Raw genomic sequence first — 21,811 nt, forward strand, 5'->3', positions numbered from 1 at the left:
ATATAACATTTGTACTGTTTGAGAAACATAGTTCAATAAATACGCGATGTAGTATGATGTGTATCATACTTTATTTTTAATTTATGATGAATTACTGGATGAATAATTTATGCATCCGATGCTGAATGTCGCTATTCAAGCTATAAGAAAAGCGGGAGATTTTGTTGTTAAACAATATGAGTTTGTCAATAAAAACAGTATACGTTCAAATTATATAAATGATTTGATTTGTAAAATAAATGAAAAATCATATTCTATTATAGCGACAATTATTCGAAGATTTTATCCACTACATACTATTGTGACTACATGTCATGATTATAACATTAGTGATAATATATATTGCAAAGAGAATATTCGTTGGATAATTGGATCTATAGATAATGATATTAATTTTATTAAGCAGTTTCCTTTTTTTGCTTTATCTATTTCTGTCTTTTTTAAAGAACATATTGAGATAGGAGTGATATATGATCCTATTCATAATGAGTTGTTTAGCGCTTGTCGTGGAAAAGGAGCCCAGCTTAATGGTTATCGAATGCGTGTAGGTACCGCTAAGAATTTAAACGGGGCTATTGTTGCTATATCTTGTGTTTATGAAAAACAACATGTGGTTATTAATTTTTTAAATAAATTTAATAATAAATACATACATTTTCGGTATACTGGAGCAACTATATTAGATTTAGCTTATGTTGCAGTTGGACGTGTAGATGGATGTGTTGCTATTTTTTTAAAAAATATTAATAACAACAAACTAGCTAGTGGTGCTTTAATGATTCGTGAATCGGGAGGATTAATTGTTGATTTTACTGGGAGTGACAATGATTTATTATTTGGAAATATAATTGCGGGCAATACAAAGATAATTCGGACTATTTTGCCAATGATTCAATCATCTGGAATAGATGATTGAATCAGGTATTAATAAAAAATGTCTATTTGTGTCAAAAATGATTTGTATATCATATAAAATAATATCATCTATGGTGATTTTATTTAATCAATTTCTATAACATTAACTGTATATAGGATACTGAGAGCAAATAAGCGAGACTTTATTTTTTATAGACAAAATAATTTCATTGTTATCGGTATGGTTTAGTATATCGCAGATCCAGTGAGATAATTTTTTGACGTCGTGTTCATTTAAACCACGTCTGGTTATTGCCGGTGTACCGATACGTATGCCAGATGTAACGAAAGGATTTCTATAATCATTGGGTATGCTGTTTTTGTTAACAATAATGTTGGCATGTTCTAGGGCTATGCTAGCATCTTTTCCGGTAATGTTTTTGTTTCTTAAATCTAATAAAAAAAGATGGTTATGAGTTATGCCAGAAATTACTTCAAATTTGCGTAGTAAAAATTCTTTAACCATTATTTTAGCATGATGGACAACTTTTTGTTGATATAACTTAAAAGATGGATCCATTGCTTCTTTTAAAGCAATTGCTTTAGCTGCAATAACATGCATTAATGGACCTCCTTGTGAACCGGGAAAAACAGAGGCATCTAGTTTTTTATACAGTTCTGGATCACCCCCACTAGCTAAAATTAAACCACCTCTAGGGCCTGCTAATGTTTTATGAGTAGTAGCAGTTACTACATGTGCATGTGGTAGTGGATTTGGATATATACCTGCTGCAACTAATCCTGTAATATGGGCCATATCAATAAATAGATATGCTTGAATAGTATCGGCAATTTGACGCATTTTAGACCAATTTATAATACCGGAATATGCAGAAAATCCCCCTACGATCATTTTTGGTTTGTGTATTGTAGCTAAATTATATAATTCTTCATAATTAATACACCCGGTTTCATCAACACCATAAAATATAGCGTTATATAATTTTCCTGAAAAGTTTACTGGTGAACCATGTGTTAAATGTCCTCCATGGTTTAGGTGCATACCTAAAATAGTATCTCCAGGATGTAATAAGGCGTTGTAAACAGAAAAATTAGCTTGGGATCCAGAATGTGGTTGTATATTTGCATAGTCTGCGGAAAATAATTTTTTTGCACGATTAATCCCCAATTTTTCAATCATATCAACGTATTCGCATCCGCCATAGTAACGTTTACCTGGATATCCTTCAGCATATTTATTGGTAAGCTGGGAACCTTGTATTTTCATGACTTGAGGGCTGACATAATTTTCAGATGCAATTAATTCAATATGTTCTTCTTGTCGAGAGATTTCTTGTTTCATTATTTCCCATAATTCAATATCATAATTTGTATATATTGACATAATAATCGCCTGTATTCTTGCATTAAAATAGTAACAATATACTATAAAATAGTATTTTAAAAAATTTTTAATTAAATAAATAATTTCAAATTATTAATTATTTTCAAAATTAAATTATTCTTAAATTTATTTTTATAAATAGATATGTTGGTTAATACTTGTATTAAGTATTTTATATATTTATATTATTAAATATTTGTTGTTTATGATATGAAAAACTATTTTTATTTTATTTTAAATTTGTATAAGCATATTATGCTTATACGTTTATTTTATTTTTTAAATGTATAGTTTTATGTTATGATATATTATTGAATTAAAGGAATTTATTGCTATAAAAATATGTATGATTAAGCAATAATTAAAAAATTATATTTGTTTATATAGATCAGTTAGGTTTTCAACTCTTTGCATTATTTTAATGATGGGGTTGAAGTGTGGCGTCGACGTTTAAAAAATTTATTTAATTGTGAAGCGCATTCCTTTTCTAATATTCCAGTGGTTAAAGATACATGATGATTAACCATTGGGTGATGGAGTATATTTTTTAACCAGGGTATCCGTCTAGATTTTTTGTTTTTTGCGCCGCAAACTAATCGATGAATGCGAGCGTGAATTATCGCGCCAATACACATCATGCATGGTTCTAAAGTAACATAAAGAGTAGTTCCTGATAAGCGATAATTACCTAAAACTTTCCCGCCTGTGCGTAATGCTATAATTTCTGCATGAGCGCTAGGATCATGATATATAATAGAAGAATTCCAGCCATAACTTATAAGTTGACCGTCTCGAATTAAAACTGCCCCTACTGATATTTCTCCAATTATTTCAGCATAGGCAGCTAATGTAATAGCATGACGCATCCATATGGTATCTAAATCTTCTATTTCATACATAGACTTTCTTTACGCATAAAAAGAATATTATGATTGTGCAATTGTGAAGTAATTTGTTATATGTATTTAACATTAATATTTTATTAAAATAAAATAAAAAATAATTTTTTTATAAAAACTGTTGATGTCTATTTTATTTATATTTAATTAAAATTTTTAGTTAAAATTATTAGATTTTATTAGTATAAACAATATAATGATGATTACTATATGTATGGTTGTGTGTATTGTTATTTAGTTTACCGTTCAAATACTACGAGTGCACATGCATATAAATTGGTGTCAGATAAGGTAATATGCATTTTTTTTAATGATAATTTATTAGCTAATAGCGCTGCATATGAAAATAGATGCAACATTGGTTTTCCTAATTTATCGTGAAATATTTCAATTTGATTAAATGTTACTCCTTGATTTATTCCAGTTCCAAATGCCTTAGCTACTGCTTCTTTTGCAGCAAAACGTTTTGCTAAGAAATGTACAGGATGTTTTTTATTTTGATATATTTGCCATTCTGATTTACTAAGTATGCGCTTTGCTAATTTATCTCCGCTATGTGTTATTATTTTTTTTATTTTGATAACATCGACGATATCTACTCCAATTCCGTGAATCACTATTAACCTCTTCTTGATTTTTGTAATAATTCTTTCATATCTTTAATGGCTTTAGATAATCCACAGAATATTGACCGGCTAATTATAGAATGTCCTATATTTAATTCTTGTATCTCTGGTAATTTTGCAATAGGTTGAACATTTTGATAATCAAGACCATGTCCAGCATTGACTTTTAAGCCGTTATCTGTAGCGTATTGTACGCTTTTTTTTATACGTTTATATTCTAAATTTTTAGTTTTTTGATCTACTGCATCAGAATACATACCGGTATGTATTTCTATGCAAGATACCCCTATGTTATATGCAGCATCAATTTGCTGTTCATCAGGATCGATAAATAGTGAAACTCTAATCCCAGAGTCAATAAGCTTAAATATTATGTCTTGTAATTTATTTGATTTATTAATTATATCTAGCCCACCTTCAGTTGTCAGTTCTTGACGTCTTTCAGGCACTAAACAACAATAATGTGGTTTTAACATACACGCGATATTAATCATTTCATTTGTTACTGCTATTTCTAAGTTCATAGCTGTTTGTATAGTTTTGCGTAATATTTTGACATCGCGATCTGTAATATGACGACGGTCTTCCCTTAAATGTACAGTAATACTATCTGCTCCTGATTGTTCTGCAATCAATGCAGCATGTATAGGATCGGGATATACGGTATTTCTTGTATTGCGCAGTGTTGCGATATGATCAATATTTACTCCTAATAATAAATTAGACATTATGTATACACTCTTAAGTTTAATATTTATATTCTTTATCCAGTATGAATCACAATGTTCATACTGGATAAAGAATATAATGTGTTTATAAATTGATTTTTTTGGTAATCAATATAATATATAATAATTATTATTTTTCAAGATTTGTAAATTTTTATGTTGAATGATTGATAGTTAAACTATTCTTTAAGATTTATTATTTTATTTTGTAATAATGTTTTTATTATCTTTAAAATTTATTAGTATAAAATATTAGTACGGTACTATAAATATTATAGTACTGTGTAATTTAGAAAGGTATTATTTCTTGTTAAGAATAAAGCATGTAATCTTGTTAAAGATAAGAATTAAGTGGTTTGTATATATAACAATGTTATTGTTAGTAATTTATTTTTATCACAATAAAAATATTTAAATTCTAATAGGTTTGTAACTCAAATAGTATTTTATGTTATTATAGACGTATGTATTGTGGTGTAATGAAAAGGATAAGATTATATGTGTAATAATTTATATTAAATATTTTTAATACCTATAATATATTTCTTTTTAAGTAACTATATACTTTTAGTTGATTAAATTTATTGGTGTTAAGTTATTGTGGTATCTAAATATATTAGAGCAGTTTATTTAGTTCATTTATTTTCGTTATATTTTAATATTTCTAGAGTTTTTCCTGCTGCATCTTGTTCAGCTCTACGTCGACTAGAACCGGATCCAATGACTGGTTGTTTTAATTCATTAATTTGACAATTTATGGTAAAAATTTGATTATGTGCCTCTCCAATTATTTGGTTAACCCAATATATAGGTAGCGGTAAACGACGATGCTGCATATATTCTTGTAGACGAGTTTTTGGATCTTTTTGTTTATCGCAAGGATTCATTTGATCTAAACGTACCTGATACCAATTAGTAATTAACACTTCAATAGTTTGGATATTACTGTCTAAAAATATACTACCTATTATTGCTTCTATTGTGTTAGCTAGAATAGATTCACGGTGATATCCACCGGTTTTTAGCTCACCTTGTCCTAATTGTAAATACTCTCCTAGGTTGAATTCTCGTGCTAGTGTTGCTAGGGTATTTTCGCGTACTAAATTCGCCCGCATCCTACTCATATCTCCTTCGCTAATATGAGGAAATTTATGATACAATACGTTGGTGATTACATAATTTAATATAGCATCTCCTAAGAACTCTAATCTTTCGTTATGTTGGTTACTAGAGCTTCTATGGGTTAGTGCTTGTAATAATAAATTATTTTGAGTAAAAATATAACCAAGTTTTTTTTGAAGCGCATCAACTGACATAATGTTTAGAAGTTACATATTACATGTAGTGTATATAATGTGAAAAATTTTCATAATTAACTTTTATTTATTTTATTTCATTCTATTAGAAATAATATTTAAGTTGTATATATATTAGAAATATATAATCTCATTGTATCTTGCCTATTCTATTCATTTGTATACTAATTGGCCATATTCCTTCTTCTCGTTTTTTTATATTCATCCAAATTATTATTGCTTTTCCTACTATATTACGCTCAGGAACAAATCCCCAGTAACGACTATCTGCGCTGTTATCTCTATTATCTCCCATTACAAAATACTCATCTGTAGGTACTAACCATTCAGATACTAAGTGTTTCGTATGTTGGTCATACATTTTTGTTAGATTTTGATCACCAGGTGGTATCATTGTTAAAATATTATGTTCTATTCCATTGAATGATTCTGTAGTTTGGATTAACCGAATACCATGCGGATTTTTTTTCTGTGATTTTATTTTGATAAAAGAAGAATTGACCTTGCCATTTGCATCGCTGCTAAATATTTGAATAAAATTACTGGGGGAAATATTATTGTAAGTAATTGGTAATGGTTGTTGTATATACTTAATGTGATTAATATAATTAGGATATATTGTTAATTGCTTAGTAATAATATTATAGATTATTTTGTCTCCTGGTTCTCCAATCACTCGTTTAATATAGTTTAGCGTAGGATTTTTAGGATACTTAAATACTATTACGTCTCCACGTTTTGGATGTCCAGTATTAATTAATGTTTTTTGAGTAACGGGATTTTTGATACCATATATAAACTTTTTTACTAAAATGAAATCTCCTATTAATAAAGTTGGCATCATGGATCCAGAAGGTATCCGGAATGGCTCAAAAATAAATGATCGTATTATGAATACTAATAATAATATTGGAAAAAGTGAGGATACAAATTCAGAAATTTTTGAACAATATGAAATTATTAATGAATAAGTATTTTTTGATTGTTGATAAATATTATTTGATTTTTGAAGAAATATTTTTTTATGCTGATTATGATTACATATTATTATATATAGTTGTTTTATTCCCCAGAAAATACCTGATATTCCCGTAATAATTACCAAGACCAAAGAAAATGTGCTAATCATATTAAATAAAATCCTTTAGTTATTTTTTTTATTGTTATTGACATCAAAAATTTCTAGAAACACAGTATGCGGTACATTAACGTTACCTATTTTTTTCATGCGTTTTTTTCCTTCTTTTTGATTATACAATAATTTTTTCTTTCGAGTTACATCACCTCCATGACATTTTTTTAAAACATTTTTGCGTAATTGCTTGACAGTATCGCGAGATATTATTCGTTTACCAATAGTTGCTTGAATGACAATGTCAAATTGTTGTCTTGGTATTAATTTTTGTAATTTTTTCACTAATATATGTCCACGATATATAGATTTTCTTTGATGAGTGATTACTGATAATGCGTCAATACGTTGTTTGTTAATTAATATTTCTATACATACTATACTTGATGTTTGAAAGTGACTGAATTTATATTCAAACGAGGCATATCCATGGGATGCTGATTTTATCTGATCAAAAAAATCTAATATTATTTCAGACATAGGTAATTCGTAAGTTATCATGATCTGATTATCATGATATTTCATGGAAATTTGAGCCCCTCTTTTTTTAGTACATAAGGAAATAATTTCTCCAACATATTTTTTTGGAAGTAATATATTACACAAAACAATAGGTTCACGTATTTCTTTAATTTTTGTTAGGGCAAGTAGTTTTGATGGACTATCTATGTATATTATTTGATTGTCAGTAGTTAATATTTCATAAATTACCATTGGAGCTGTAACAATTAGATTAAGCGAATATTCACGTTTTAATCTTTCTTGTATAATTTCCATGTGTAATAATCCAAGGAATCCACAACGAAAACCCAAACCTAAAAATTCTGACCTTTCTGGTTCATAAAATAAAGAAGCATCGTTTAAACTAAGTTTAAATAGAGCATCATTAAAAATTTTTTGATTTTTAGGGCCCACAGGAAATAATCCTGCATAAACGTAAGGTTGCAGTTTTTTAAAACTATGGCACACATTGTTTGCGGGACGAGTTGACAGAGTTAATGTATCTCCTACAGGAGTGCGCATAATATTTTTGTTGGAGCAAACTAACCAACCCACCTCTCCACAATCTAATATTTCACGTCTTACTTGTTTTGGAGTAAAAATACCCATCTGATCAACAGTATATTTTTGGCCTGTATTCATAGATTGTAATATATCGCCTTTATTTAATTTTCCGTTTTTAATACATATTAATGATACAACACCTAAATATTTATTAAACCAAGAATCGATAATTAGTGCTTGCAGGGGAGCATATGAATTTCCTTTAGGATGTGGAATATCACAAATTAAACGTTCTAGTAATTCTGGTATGCCATAGCCAGTTTTAGCTGAGCATTGTATTGCATTATCTGCATTGATGCCGATAATATTTTTAATTTCTTGAGATACTCGGATAGGATCTGCTGTTGATAAATCGATTTTATTTAATGCTATAACGACCTCTAAATTCATTTTTGTAGCAATTTGATAATTAGCCACGGTTTGCGCTTCAACTCCTTGCGTAACATCTACTACTAATACAGCGCCTTCGCATGCTGCTAGAGATCGAGATACTTCATAAGCAAAATCAACATGTCCTGGAGTATCAATAAGATTTAATTGATAAGATTGGCCATGTTTAGATGTATAATTTAGTGTTACATTTTGTGATTTTATTGTAATGCCACGTTCTCGTTCTAATTCCATAGAATCTAATACTTGAGGAGTCATTTCACGTGCGTTTAATCCTCCACAAGTTTGGATAAATCGATCAGATAATGTTGACTTTCCATGATCAATGTGTGCAATAATAGAAAAATTACGTATATATTTTATCATGATTAATATCAGTTGTACGTAAAACTAAATTTAGTTGATATCTAATTATAATTAGTTAGTGTACAATAAGATGTTTTGAATAGATATGAAATAATTGTAGAACAGATCGATGATTTTTTTAGAAATACATTAGAGAATGATTTGTAATCTGCATACATAGTATTATTCATGGTATTATATACTTAAATATCAATAATTTGGTTATGCCATAACTATGTATAATGCCACAATTCAAGTGTTGTTTATTAAAGTTTTTATAATATTAGGAGTATTTTATTACGTGTGAAATTTCTATTTATTTAATATTGTGAATGTTTATTAATCAATAATATTGAGATTATAAATAAAAATTGTTCGGATAGTAGCATAATGTGATGAAAGGATTAACTTGGCGATATTTTTTATCAGAAGAAAAAAAATTATCATATTTTAAGAATATATTGTCTTATTTAGAAGAACAGAAAAAGAAAGGAATCGTTTATTATCCAAAACAAAAAGATATTTTTAATGCGTTTCGTTTTACTAGTTTTGAATCTGTTAAAGTTGTTATTATAGGGCAAGATCCTTATCATGGACCAAATCAAGCGCATGGGCTTGCGTTTTCTGTATTACCTGGTGTTTTAATACCTCCTTCTTTAAGAAATATTTATAAAGAACTCGTGTCTGATATACCCGATTTTATTATACCAAATCATGGTTGTTTGAAAAATTGGGCAAATGAAGGGGTATTGTTATTGAATAGTGTTTTGACTGTTGAAGCAGGAAAAAGTTATTCTCACGCTCATATTGGATGGGAATTATTTACAGATAAAGTAATACATATACTTAGCATTTATAAAGAAAAAATTGTATTTATGTTATGGGGGCGATATGCTCAAAAAAAAGGGAATATAATTAATAAAAAAAAACATTATATTTTAACTGCATCACATCCTTCACCTATATCAGCTCAGTATGGGTTTTTAGGATGCCGGCATTTTTCTAGAGCTAATATGTTTTTAATGCAACAAGATAAACAGATTATTAATTGGCAACCTAAAATAGGTGACTGAAATTTAATAAACATTGAAAATATTCTCAAAGGTATTTAAATACTATAATTGCATGGTGTTATTATGTAGTTTTAATTATTTTTTATTTTGTGTTTTGAAATATTTGTTTATTTGTTTTAACTAATAAATAATTTTTAAAGCAATAGCTTACTATATACCGTACAAGATTATGTATAACATGAATGACCTAGAACCGATATTTCACTGTTAATTTAGTTCAACGGTTATTACAATTATATTAATGTTTATGAAAATTATTTGTATACTACATAATATGATAATTTTCCAATCAGGGCATCAATTGTTGTATAATTGTTATTTAATAACAGCATCAGTAGATATATAATTATCTCTGGTTTATTAAGTGTTTCTATACACACAATATTTAGCATTTATCTTTTGATACTGTAACCATAGCAGGTCTAATTAATCTACCATTAAGAATATATCCTTTTTGAATAATTGTTAATACTTGATTTGGTTTTTGATCTTCAGATTCTATCATAGATATTGCTTGATGTATTTCAGGATCAAATGGAACATAAATTTCGTGTATAGATTCTAGTCCGAATTTGTATACAGTATCTAAAAACGATTTTAATGTTAGTTCAATTCCTTCTATTATAGGAGATAATGAAGTATTAGAATGATCCGAAATATTCAATGTACGTTCTAAATTATCAATGACTGGTAGTAATTCAAATATGAACCGTTCCAATCCAAATTTATGGATTTTTTCTATTTCTTGGGTATTACGCCTACGAATATTTTCTATTTCAGCTGTTAGACGTAGTACGGTATCACGTTCATGTTCTTGAAGTTGAGCTAATTTGATTTTTAGTTTAACAATTTGATCATTTTTTGGATCAATAATATTATCTGCTGTAGAATTAGATTCTAATAGTTCTTCTTTTTCTATTTTTTTATCCTGTGAGATATGTTCGTTAATATTGTTTTTTATATTGTTGTCTATCATAAATTTTATCCTCTGTTTATTAATTATATATTTTATAATTCAGTTATTATAAGGATGAATAACAGGTATTCAAGGTATCATTTGTGATGAATAAAAAATTACAACAAAAACAGAAAGGATTCATAATAACATGACTTCTTCTATTTTTAGTACCATTGGTATTATAGGATACTCTCGTTATCCGAAAGCCATACATACATATGAGATTTTATATCGTTGGCTGCATGATAAAGGGATTACAGTGATCATTGAACATCACGCAGCTAGTTTATTAAATATGCAAAAATCAGTTGTAGGTGATTTGAATGATATAGGTAATTATGCGGATTTAGCTATAGTTATAGGTGGAGATGGAAATATGCTAAGAGCTGCTAATATTTTAGCACAGTATGATATTAAAGTTATTGGTATTAATCGTGGGACTCTTGGATTTCTTACTGATTTAGATCCTAATTCAGCGTTAATGGAATTGTCTGAGGTTTTATCCGGTCATTTTATTAATGAAAAGCGCTTTTTATTGGATGTAACAGTACAACGCTGTAGCAATATTACTAGGTTAGGTAGTGCTATTAATGAAGTTATTTTACATACTAATACAATTAGACGCATGATTGAGTTTGAGCTATACATCGATAATAATTTTGTTTTTTCCCAGAGATCTGATGGGTTAATTATTTCTACCCCAACTGGATCGACCGCATATGCTTTATCTGCTGGAGGACCCATTCTTAGTCCAATGGTAGATGCTATTATATTAGTGCCAATATGTCCTCATACCCTATCGTCTCGTCCGGTTGTGATTAATAGCAAAAGCATTATTCGTTTAAACTTCTCTAAAGTTACGTCTGAATTGAAAATTGGCTGTGATAATCAAATTCCTATTTTTATAGGTAAAGAAGAAGAGATTTTTATTCAACGTAGTAATCGTTATCTTGATTTAATTCACCCTAATAACTATAACTATTTTAAAACATTGAATATCAAGCTTGGTTGGTCAAAAAATATTTCTGAAACAGAAAAGTAGTAGCACTATAACTGGATAGTAGCTAGATGGAATATTTATTTTTTAATAATTTTAACTATGGAATAAATTGGATAGAAAATTATGTGTTTGAAGGTATTTCATATTATACTACACACCATCGTTATTGTGGTAACGATGGTGTGTAGTATAAGTTGCACACTGCTACAGCAGTATACGCCTAAATATTTTGATGTAAAGCAAGGTAATTATTTGCCTGAGTGTGAAATAAACAGAATTTGTCTTGGTATGACGAAATTCGATGTATCTTCTAGTATTGGAGCTCCAACATTGCAAGGTTTGTTAGAACCAAATATATGGTATTATATTTTTTATCACCGTACCGGAAATAAAATAATAAAGCATCAAATTTTAGCATTAAAGTTCGATATTAACGATGTTTTAGTAACTATTAATAAAGAAGTAATAGTTTAAAATTTAATGATAAGATCATTAGTTTTTAGTGAAATTTTACGGTTCTCATATCAAAATAAGTATTGAAATTAATAAACGTAAATATGAATACTTTTTTATTTTACGTTGTAAAATACATTATATACCGTACATTTTATTTGCTCTGGAAACGAATGATTTAATTATATTTTTATATTTTTTTTTAAAAATATGATTAAAAAATTTTTCAATAAATATTGATTTAAATTCATAATAAGAAACATATTCGATTCTGCTGATAGCGGAAGTAATAGGAACAAATTTCCAGTAACCATAAAATGATTTAAATGGTCCTTTTACTAAAACGATCATTATGCTTTTATTTTTTATAAAAAAGTTATGAGTTACTAATGATTTAACTATTCCATTCGTAACTAGATTCATTTCAGCAATTAATTCGTTATTTTTTTGTTCTAAAATTTTACTGACGTTACATCCAGGGATAAATTGAGTATAAGAATTAATATCATTTACTAAATAAAACATTTGTTCTACGCTATAAGGAACTGAGGTAAAAAATTTCACGTGATACATATTTATTTTATTTGTTTATTTTTAATAATTTTTATCTTTGTATATATATTAATTTATGTAAAAATACAACAATTATGTTTTCATATATATGATACATTATATTGGTACTATGTTTATTTTCAAATAATAAAATTAAAAGTAATATCTTTTATGAAAATTATGTTATGAAGGAATTAATTTTAAAAAAAATTACTCAAAATAAGCATGCATATTATGAATATTTTATTGAAAAAAAAATTGAAGCTGGAATTGTATTGTTAGGATGGGAAGTAAAATCGGCGCGTTCTAATATGGTAACTATTGATAATAGCTATATATCTTTTGATAATAAAGAGGCGTATATTTATAATTCTATATTCCAGACAAACGTAACTCAATTTTATAATAAAGTTTATAATGCGGCTCGTATACGTAAGTTATTATTAAAAAAAAATGAATTATTATTTTTGATGGAGACGGTTAAACAAAAAGGTTATACTATAGTTGTTTTAGATTTGTATTGGAGGCATGCTTGGATTAAAATAAATATCGGAATTGCTAAAGGTAAAAAAAAATATGACAAAAGAGATATAATAGATGCGCATACATGGAAGAAAGAAAAAGTAAATATTTTAAAGTATATAAAATAAATAATGTTTTGTACATGCATTATTTTATGTTATAATCGTCTTTGTTTAGGGCGGGGCTGATTTAGGAGTCGACGGGATATCTTATATTTAAAGTGCATGCCGAGGTGAGGTAGGCCTCGTAAAACAGCCTCACAAAAATAACTGCAAATAGTACACGTAATGAATCTGTTGCTTTGGCAGCTTAAATCAGAGTGATAAACTGAAGGTTCCCTCTCATATTTAATATTTACTCTTAAATATAAAATAGGAAGGAGAGGTCATATAAATAAGAGTGCACGTGAAAGCTTGCTTTTGGCTTAGCGTCAAGTCTTGTAGAAAGCTAGTGGGTTTAGTGATTGGTCTTGATATATCTAAATCGATTAAATAAAATTCGAGACCTAAGCATGTAGGTAACTGAGAATAATTTGAATTCTGGACGCGGGTTCAAATCCCGCCAGCTCCACCAAAGATGTAAAAAATTTTAATTTGGTTAGATCCAATTAAATAATCAATTATGCAAGAAGAGGAATTTATAAGCAGATTCGTTATCGTTTTTATTATTAAAGGTAATAAGTTTGGATTTATGCTACACTGATATTTTGGTTTGGGTAAGGTGGTTGTAATAAAGTGATGTAAGGATTTTAGAGTTGTTTCTGTGCTCACTGATTTAATAAATATATTATATATTTTCCTTATTGTACCATTCAAAATTTTATCTGGAAAGATAATGTTTGTTTTCTTGTTTAAAATTTAATTATTTGATAACAAGAATATCTATTGTTTAAAAAAATTAAATTAAGAAATTTTTAAGAAAAATTGTATGGATTATTTATATTTATTTGTTGCTATTCTTTCGGAAGTTGTTGCCACTGCTTCTTTAAAAGCATCTGAAGGATTTAGTAAATTATATCCTTCTATTGTGGTAGTGATTGGTTACGTACTTTCTTTTATATTGTTATCTTTAGTATTACAAACAATACCCATGGGTATTGCATATTCTTGTTGGGCTGGTCTTGGGATTATATTTATTACTGTAGTAGGATATTTGTTTTATGATCAAAGGTTGGATAGTTTAGCTATTATTGGTATTACTTTTATTATTGTTGGTGTTGTATTAATTAATGTATTTTCTAGAACAATAAAACATTAATTAAGTATAATTAATGTTTTATTGTAAAAGTTATATTTTTATTTATGTATTTCTATATAATTTAAATATTTTATTTTTATTTGAAATAATTTTTGTTGGTATTAAAGTGTTTTTTGTTTATCTTAAATACAGGTAGTGTTATTAATATTTGTTGTAATTTATTGAAAGTTATAGTTATTTTATTTGTGGAAATGTTATTTTAGAACTTTATATTTTCATTAAGTTGTTATTCTGATTTTTATGGATTATATACGTATTACTGTGATATAGTGTTGGTAATTGAATGTAGTGAAATTTATTGTTGTATTTTTAATTATTTAAAAATTTTTGTTTTAAAAAGATTAAAATATTGTGGGAATTTATATGTTGGGTTATTTTTTCTGTGTTAGTTTATATTGTTAATTATATTTGAGCATTAGTTATTATAATTTGAGATAGAAAGTTTATGTTGATTATGATAAAAAATGAAATTTAATATTTTAAATAAGTTTGATGATCATAAAGAATTTCTTATAAGATTACCTAAAATTGTTCAAAGAATGGATTATTTTAAGATTTTGTATAGTCCTAAAGAGTTTAGTAGTGAATTATTGTACGCTATTTCTAGAGCATGTAATCATATTTGTTTAGTAGCACTGTATTTAGAGGGTGATCAAGGTGGTAAAAGGATTATTGATGCTCTATTTCGAGTAAAGCAAATTCGTCCAAAAATAAAAATTAGGATTTTAGTGGATTGGCATCGTGCTAAGAGAAGTCGTATTGGTTCATCTAAAGAATATACAAATGTTGATTGGTATGTAGATCTTGTAAATAAATATCCTAATACTGAGATTGCCATATATGGCATACCAATTAATATAAATGAGGTATTAGGGGTGCTTCATTTGAAGGGATTTATTATTGATGATCAAATATTATATAGCGGAGCTAGTTTGAGTGATGAGTATTTACATGTAAATACTAAGTATCGATATGATCGATATCATATAATACGTAATCGTCAATTATCGAATATCATGTTGGATTATATTGATAAAGAATTATTATCTTCAAGGGTAATTAATAAATTAGGGTGTGAAAGTTCTTTAAGTAAAAAATTGAATAAATATAGGAGAAATGATATTCGTTTATTACGTCGTAATTTACGAAGAGTTTGTTATTCTTATCAAGGTAATGCGACGTATAATGAGTTGGCAATAGCTCCGTTAGTTGGTTTAGGTAAAAATAGTGAGCTCAATCAAGCGATTTATCATTTAATTTGTTCATCAAAAAATAAAATTATACTATGTACTCCATATTTTAATATGCCAAATATATTAGTAAATACTTTAATTTATTTGTTACATAAAGGAAAGAATATAGAAATTATTGTAGGAGATAAAATCGCTAATGATTTTTATATTCCTTCTAGTAAACCGTTTACATTAATTAGTGTTTTACCGTATTTATACGAACTGAATTTGCGTTATTTTTTGAAGAAATTGCAGAACTATATTGATAATAAACAATTAATAGTACGGATGTGGAAAGAAGGTGATAATGGGTATCATGTTAAAGGTATTTGGGTGGATGATGAATGGCAGTTACTTACTGGAAACAATTTAAATCCAAGATCTTTAAGGTTTGATTTGGAGAATGCTTTACTTATACATGATCCATGTAAAATGTTGTTGAATCAAAATAATAAAGAATTAAATACTATTCGTATGCATACTAGCCCTATTATTCATTATACGTCGCTACAACATATCTCTCATTATCCGGAAAAGGTGGGACAGTTTCTTAATAAAATTTGTAAACTTAGGTTTGATCGATTAATTAATCGTATTTTGTAGAGGAACGTCTTTTTTAAATATAAGGTTTCTCATATATTACAGAGGTCTCAGGTATTGCGAAGTTAAGTTCTCACGGGTCATTAGTATCGGTTAGCTTAACACTTCACAGTGCTTATACACCCGACCTATCAACGTCATCGTCTTTAACGTCCCTTTAGGAGGACTTTTTAATCCTCAGGGAAGACTCATCTTGAGGCAAGTTTCCCGCTTATATGCTTTCAGCGGTTATCTTTTCCGCACATAGCTACCGGGCAATGCCATTGGCATGACAACCCGAACACCAGCGGTGCGTCCACTCCGGTCCTCTCGTACTAGGAGCAGCCCCTCTCAATCTTCCAACGCCCACGGCAGATAGGGACCGAACTGTCTCACGACGTTCTAAACCCAGCTCGCGTACCACTTTAAATGGCGAACAGCCATACCCTTGGGACCTACTGCAGCCCCAGGATGTGATGAGCCGACATCGAGGTGCCAAACACCGCCGTCGATATGAACTCTTGGGCGGTATTAGCCTGTTATCCCCGGAGTACCTTTTATCCGTTGAGCGATGGCCTTTCCATTCAGAACCACCGGATCACTAAGACCTGCTTTCGCATCTGCTCGAATCGTCACTCTCGCAGTTAAGCTAGCTTATGCCTTTGCACTAACCTCACGATGTCCAACCGTGATTAGCTAACCTTTGTGCTCCTCCGTTACTCTTTAGGAGGAGACCGCCCCAGTCAAACTACCCACCAGACACTGTCCTTGGTCCGGATAACGGACCTAAGTTAGAATATCAAATGTCAAAGGGTGGTATTTCAAGGATGGCTCCATAAAAGCTAGCGCTTTTACTTCATTGCCTCCCACCTATCCTACACATCAATATTTAAAATTCAGTATCAAGCTATAGTAAAGGTTCACGGGGTCTTTCCGTCTTGCCGCGGGTACGCCGCATCTTCACGGCGAATTCAATTTCACTGAGTCTCGGGTGGAGACAGTCTGGCCATCATTACGCCATTCGTGCAGGTCGGAACTTACCCGACAAGGAATTTCGCTACCTTAGGACCGTTATAGTTACGGCCGCCGTTTACCGAGGCTTCGATCAAAAGCTTTTCTTTTGTTATAAAGATAACCCTCTCAATTAACCTTCCGGCACCGGGCAGGCGTCACACCGTATACTTCCACTTTCGTGTTTGCACAGTGCTGTGTTTTTAATAAACAGTTGCAGCCAGCTGGTATCTTCGACTGGGTTCAGCTTCAGAAGCAATATATTTTATTGTTCTTTCACTTACATTCCAGCGTGCCTTCTCCCGAAGTTACGGCACTATTTTGCCTAGTTCCTTCACCCGAGTTCTCTCAAGCGCCTGAGTATTCTCTACCTAACCACCTGTGTCGGTTTATGGTACGATTAGATGTAACCTGAAGCTTAGAGGATTTTCCTGGAAGTATAGCATTAATTCCTTCGCCATTTTAATGGCTCGTCATAGCGCCTCAGCGTTAGAAAGAATGGATTTTCCTTAATCTTTCCGCTTACACGTTTAAACCGAGACTACCGATCCTCGGAGAACCTAGCTTTCTTCGTCACCCCATCGCAGTTACATCTAGTACAGGAATATTAACCTGTTTCCCATCAGCTACGCCTGTTGGCCTCACCTTAGGGGTCGACTTACCCTGCCCCGATTAACGTTGGACAGGAACCCTTAGTTTTTCGGCGAGCGGGTTTTTCACCCGCTTTATCGTTACTTATGTCAGCATTCGCACTTCTGATACCTCCAGCATGTTTTACAACACACCTTCTCAGGCTTACAGAACGCTCCCCTACCCAATAAAATTTTATATTTGATATAATTATGAAAAATATTAAATTATAAAATATGTATTGCCGCAGCTTCGGTGCATGATTTAGCCCCGTTACATCTTCCGCGCAAGCCGACTCGACCAGTGAGCTATTACGCTTTCTTTAAATGATGGCTGCTTCTAAGCCAACATCCTGGCTGTCTAAGCCTTCTCACATCGTTTCCCACTTAATCATGACTTAGGGACCTTAGCTGGCGATCTGGGTTGTTTCCCTCTTCACGACGAATGTTAGCACCCGCCGTGTGTCTCCCGTAATAGCATTCTTTGGTATTCGTAGTTTGCATCGAGTTGGTAGTCTGGGAAGACCCCTAGTCGAAACAGTGCTCTACCCCCAAAGATGAATTTACGAGGCGCTACCTAAATAGCTTTCGGGGAGAACCAGCTATCTCCCGGTTTGATTGGCCTTTCACCCCTAACCACAAATCATCCGCTAATTTTTCAACATTAGTCGGTTCGGTCCTCCAATCAGTGTTACCTAATTTTCAACCTGTTCATGGTTAGATCACCGGGTTTCGGGTCTATATCCTGCAACTTAACGCCCAGTTAAGACTCGGTTTCCCTATGGCTCCCTTATTTAGTTAACCTTGCTACAGAATATAAGTCGCTGACCCATTATACAAAAGGTACGCAGTCACACGAATAAATAACAATTCGTGCTCCTACTGCTTGTACGTACACGGTTTCAGGTTCTATTTCACTCCCCTAGCCGGGGTTCTTTTCGCCTTTCCCTCACGGTACTGGTTCACTATCGGTCAGTCAAGAGTATTTAGCCTTGGAGGATGGTCCCCCCATCTTCAGACAAAATATCACGTGTTTCGTCCTACTCATTGAGTTACGATAACTAATATATTTTCAGATACGAGGCTATCACTCTATATTGCTAATTTTTCCAAATTATTCTCTTAATATATAAGTGGTACCATATAACTCTGGGCTGTTCCCTGTTCGCTCGCCACTACTAAGGGAATCTCAAATTGATTTCTGTTCCTCAGAGTACTAAGATGTTTCAGTTCCTCTGGTTTGCTTCATTTAGCTATGAATTTACTAAATGATAATGCACAATTTATCTTGCATTAGGTTTCCCCATTCGGAAATCACCGGTTCGATCGCTTCACATCAGCTTACCGATGCTTTTCGCAGATCAGCACGTCCTTCATCGCCTTTGACTGCCAAGGCATTCACCGTGTACGCTTAAATTACTTAACTTCGCAATCCTCAGACCTCTAGTTTCATTAGATGAATTATATTTTATTTACTATATGAACACATGCATCTTAATATGTGTTATATCAATAATCTTAAATATAATATTATTCATTTCTAATATATTAAAAAGTTTAAGATTTAAGTTTTATCCTAATTGTTAAAGAACAATAAAAAATCAAATTTTTATTTATAAAAATTAAATTGTCCCCTAGGGGCTTCGAACCCCTGTTGCCGCCGTGAAAGGGCAGTGTCCTAGACCTCTAGACGAAGGGGACTTGAGTTCTAGTTACAAGCAACCAAATAAAAATTTGATATGTATCACATGTTTTAGGTATATCTCTTCTAAAAACATTAGATAATCTATGTGGGCATTTCGCTTATATTACTTTTGATAAGTAAGGAGGTGATCCAACCGCAGGTTCCCCTACGGTTACCTTGTTACGACTTCACCCCAGTCATGAATCACAAAGTGGTAAGTGCCCTCCCGAAGGTTAAACTACTTACTTCTTTTGCAACCCACTTCCATGGTGTGACGGGCGGTGTGTACAAGGCCCGGGAACGTATTCACCGTGACATTCTGATCCACGATTACTAGCGATTCCGACTTCATGGAGTCGAGTTGCAGACTCCAATCCGGACTAAGACGTACTTTATGAGGTTTGCTTGCTCTTGCGAGATTGCTTCTCTTTGTATACGCCATTGTAGCACGTTTGTAGCCCTACTCATAAGGGCCATGATGACTTGACGTCATCCTCACCTTCCTCCGGTTTATCACCGGCAGTCTCCTTTGAGTTCCCGACTTTACTCGTTGGCAACAAAGGATAAGGGTTGCGCTCGTTGCGGGACTTAACCCAACATTTCACAACACGAGCTGACGACAGCCATGCAGCACCTGTCTCAAAGCTCCCGAAGGCACTCTCATATTTCTATGCGATTCTTTGGATGTCAAGAGTAGGTAAGGTTCTTCGTGTTGCATCGAATTAAACCACATGCTCCACCGCTTGTGCGGGCCCCCGTCAATTCATTTGAGTTTTAACCTTGCGGTCGTACTCCCCAGGCGGTCGATTTAACGCGTTAGCTTCGAAAGCCACAGATCAAGTCTGCAACCTTCAAATCGACATCGTTTACGGCATGGACTACCAGGGTATCTAATCCTGTTTGCTCCCCATGCTTTCGTACTTGAGTGTCAGTTTTAGTCTAGGGGGCCGCCTTCGCCACTGGTATTCCTCCAGATCTCTACGCATTTCACCGCTACACCTGGAATTCTACCCCCCTCTACGAAACTCTAGCTTACCAGTTTCAAATGCAGTTCCTAAGTTGAGCTCAGGGATTTCACATCTGACTTGATAAACCACCTACGTACGCTTTACGCCCAGTAATTCCGATTAACGCTCGCACCCTCCGTATTACCGCGGCTGCTGGCACGGAGTTAGCCGGTGCTTCTTGTATGGGTAACGTCAATTAAAATTGGTATTATCAAAATTAAATTCTTCCCCATTGAAAGTGCTTTACAACCCGAAGGCCTTCTTCACACACACGGTATAGCTGCATCAGGGTTTCCCCCATTGTGCAATATTCCCCACTGCTGCCTCCCGTAAGAGTCTGGACCGTGTCTCAGTTCCAGTGTGGCTGATCGTCCTCTCAGACCAGCTAAGGATCGTGGCCTAGGTGGGCTATTACCCCGCCTACTAGCTAATCCTATCTGGGTTCATCCGATAGCATAAGGCTTTTTTTTGCGAACAAAATACAAAGTCCCCTATTTTGGTCTTTATGACTTCATGCGGTATTAGCTATCGTTTCCAATAGTTATCCCCCTCTGCCGGGCAGATCCCCAGACTTTACTCACCCGTTCGCCGCTTGCCAATCAGAGTAACAAAAATAGTTGCTCCTGCTGCCGCTCGACTTGCATGTGTTAAGCTTACCGTCAGCGTTCAATCTGAGCCATGATCAAACTCTTCAATTTAAATCAGTTCGCATTTATAATAAACAAGCGTATTAATTTTTAGCATAACTACCAATTAACAAACTTTTTTACATTTTATAAATGACATTATACTATCTTTCATACTTGCGTAAATGCCCACATAAATTATCTAAAATTTAATTTTTAAAGAACTATATTTCCAGTTACATTATACTTCAAATTATTTTCAACAACAAAACAAATATATCATTAGCATTGATTTTAGTTAATGTCAACAGTATTTAATATTATTTCTATGATTTAATAGTTATTATTTAAAGAGGTTGAATTAATTTTTTATGATTATATTAAAATTATTTGAATAATTTAAGATTTTAGGAAATGATATATAATATTATTGTAATTATGTTATTGCGTGTAATATTTGTAAAATT

Annotated in this window: 16 protein-coding genes, 1 tRNA gene, 2 rRNA genes and 1 other RNA gene; 8 read left to right on the forward strand and 12 right to left on the reverse strand. The window is 31.5% G+C overall.

All coding sequences use genetic code 11. The features are described from left to right. Positions 1-109 precede the first annotated feature (109 nt). A complete protein-coding gene (locus tag M9400_RS00245; RefSeq protein WP_250232452.1) occupies positions 110-916 on the forward strand; it encodes an inositol monophosphatase family protein in 807 nt (268 codons plus the stop codon). 102 nt (positions 917-1,018) lie between these two features. On the opposite strand, the gene glyA is transcribed toward M9400_RS00245, so the two are convergent. The 7 genes from glyA to lepA all read right to left on the reverse strand — a co-directional run bounded on the left by glyA (position 1,019) and on the right by lepA (position 8,782). Further along, the gene (glyA, locus tag M9400_RS00250; protein WP_250232453.1) at positions 1,019-2,260 is read right to left on the reverse strand and encodes a serine hydroxymethyltransferase; all 1,242 of its coding nucleotides are present in this window, start codon (positions 2,258-2,260) and stop codon (positions 1,019-1,021) included. Positions 2,261-2,673: 413 nt separating this feature from the next. Beyond that, a complete protein-coding gene (gene tadA, locus M9400_RS00255; protein ID WP_250232454.1) occupies positions 2,674-3,159 on the reverse strand; it encodes a tRNA adenosine(34) deaminase TadA in 486 nt (161 codons plus the stop codon). A gap of 239 nt (positions 3,160-3,398) precedes the next feature. Continuing rightward, positions 3,399-3,779: a holo-ACP synthase gene (gene acpS, locus M9400_RS00260; protein ID WP_250232725.1), complete on the reverse strand. Its 381-nt coding sequence runs from the start codon at positions 3,777-3,779 to the stop codon at positions 3,399-3,401. Further along, positions 3,779-4,513, reverse strand: a complete 735-nt coding sequence (pdxJ, locus tag M9400_RS00265; protein ID WP_250232455.1) for a pyridoxine 5'-phosphate synthase — start codon at positions 4,511-4,513, stop codon at positions 3,779-3,781. Before pdxJ ends, acpS begins: the two co-directional genes overlap by 1 nt. A gap of 635 nt (positions 4,514-5,148) precedes the next feature. Further along, positions 5,149-5,829, reverse strand: coding sequence for a ribonuclease III (rnc, locus tag M9400_RS00270; RefSeq protein WP_250232456.1), 681 nt, complete (start codon positions 5,827-5,829; stop codon positions 5,149-5,151). Positions 5,830-5,959: 130 nt separating this feature from the next. After that, positions 5,960-6,958 (reverse strand): signal peptidase I, encoded by a 999-nt coding sequence (gene lepB, locus M9400_RS00275; protein WP_250232457.1) that lies wholly within the window; start codon positions 6,956-6,958, stop codon positions 5,960-5,962. 15 nt (positions 6,959-6,973) lie between these two features. Further along, positions 6,974-8,782 carry a translation elongation factor 4 gene (lepA, locus tag M9400_RS00280; RefSeq protein ID WP_250232458.1) on the reverse strand — a complete coding sequence of 603 codons (1,809 nt, stop codon included), beginning with the start codon at positions 8,780-8,782 and terminating at the stop codon, positions 6,974-6,976. 371 nt (positions 8,783-9,153) lie between these two features. Between lepA and ung the strand changes: the two genes are divergently transcribed. Further along, positions 9,154-9,834, forward strand: a complete 681-nt coding sequence (ung, locus tag M9400_RS00285; protein WP_250232459.1) for a uracil-DNA glycosylase — start codon at positions 9,154-9,156, stop codon at positions 9,832-9,834. 385 nt (positions 9,835-10,219) lie between these two features. Here ung and grpE read toward each other — a convergent pair whose 3' ends face one another. Next, positions 10,220-10,810, reverse strand: a complete 591-nt coding sequence (grpE, locus tag M9400_RS00290) for a nucleotide exchange factor GrpE (RefSeq protein WP_250232460.1) — start codon at positions 10,808-10,810, stop codon at positions 10,220-10,222. Between the two features lie 130 nt (positions 10,811-10,940). Here grpE and nadK point away from each other — a divergent pair, with 130 nt between their 5' ends. Continuing rightward, positions 10,941-11,834: an NAD(+) kinase gene (nadK, locus tag M9400_RS00295; protein ID WP_250232461.1), complete on the forward strand. Its 894-nt coding sequence runs from the start codon at positions 10,941-10,943 to the stop codon at positions 11,832-11,834. Between the two features lie 135 nt (positions 11,835-11,969). Beyond that, complete coding sequence (locus M9400_RS00300; RefSeq protein WP_250232462.1) at positions 11,970-12,266, forward strand: outer membrane protein assembly factor BamE; 297 nt, start codon at positions 11,970-11,972, stop codon at positions 12,264-12,266. Between the two features lie 117 nt (positions 12,267-12,383). Here the strand turns inward: M9400_RS00300 and M9400_RS00305 are convergent, their stop codons facing one another. After that, entirely contained in the window at positions 12,384-12,818 is a 435-nt protein-coding gene (locus M9400_RS00305) for a type II toxin-antitoxin system RatA family toxin (protein ID WP_250232463.1), read from the reverse strand. Between the two features lie 164 nt (positions 12,819-12,982). On the opposite strand from M9400_RS00305, the gene smpB reads away from it, so the two are divergent. The 4 genes from smpB to pssA all read left to right on the forward strand — a co-directional run bounded on the left by smpB (position 12,983) and on the right by pssA (position 16,411). Continuing rightward, positions 12,983-13,447, forward strand: coding sequence for an SsrA-binding protein SmpB (gene smpB / locus M9400_RS00310; protein ID WP_250232464.1), 465 nt, complete (start codon positions 12,983-12,985; stop codon positions 13,445-13,447). A 52-nt stretch (positions 13,448-13,499) separates the two neighbouring features. Continuing rightward, positions 13,500-13,892: a transfer-messenger RNA gene (ssrA, locus tag M9400_RS00315) on the forward strand. 354 nt (positions 13,893-14,246) lie between these two features. After that, the gene (locus tag M9400_RS00320; protein ID WP_250232465.1) at positions 14,247-14,576 is read left to right on the forward strand and encodes a DMT family transporter; all 330 of its coding nucleotides are present in this window, start codon (positions 14,247-14,249) and stop codon (positions 14,574-14,576) included. A gap of 464 nt (positions 14,577-15,040) precedes the next feature. After that, entirely contained in the window at positions 15,041-16,411 is a 1,371-nt protein-coding gene (gene pssA, locus M9400_RS00325; RefSeq protein ID WP_250232466.1) for a CDP-diacylglycerol--serine O-phosphatidyltransferase, read from the forward strand. A gap of 59 nt (positions 16,412-16,470) precedes the next feature. Here pssA and M9400_RS00330 read toward each other — a convergent pair. From M9400_RS00330 to M9400_RS00340, 3 genes are all read right to left on the reverse strand, one after another. Continuing rightward, positions 16,471-19,452 (reverse strand): 23S ribosomal RNA (locus M9400_RS00330). 203 nt (positions 19,453-19,655) lie between these two features. Next, a tRNA-Glu gene (locus M9400_RS00335) sits at positions 19,656-19,728 on the reverse strand. Positions 19,729-19,849: 121 nt separating this feature from the next. Further along, positions 19,850-21,416: ribosomal RNA gene (locus M9400_RS00340) — 16S ribosomal RNA — on the reverse strand. Together the 16S and 23S rRNA genes with 1 tRNA gene alongside form the textbook arrangement of a ribosomal RNA operon. Positions 21,417-21,811: the final 395 nt, after the last annotated feature.

The organism is Blochmannia endosymbiont of Camponotus sp., assembly GCF_023586085.1.
Classification (GTDB): Bacteria; Pseudomonadota; Gammaproteobacteria; order Enterobacterales; family Enterobacteriaceae; genus Blochmanniella.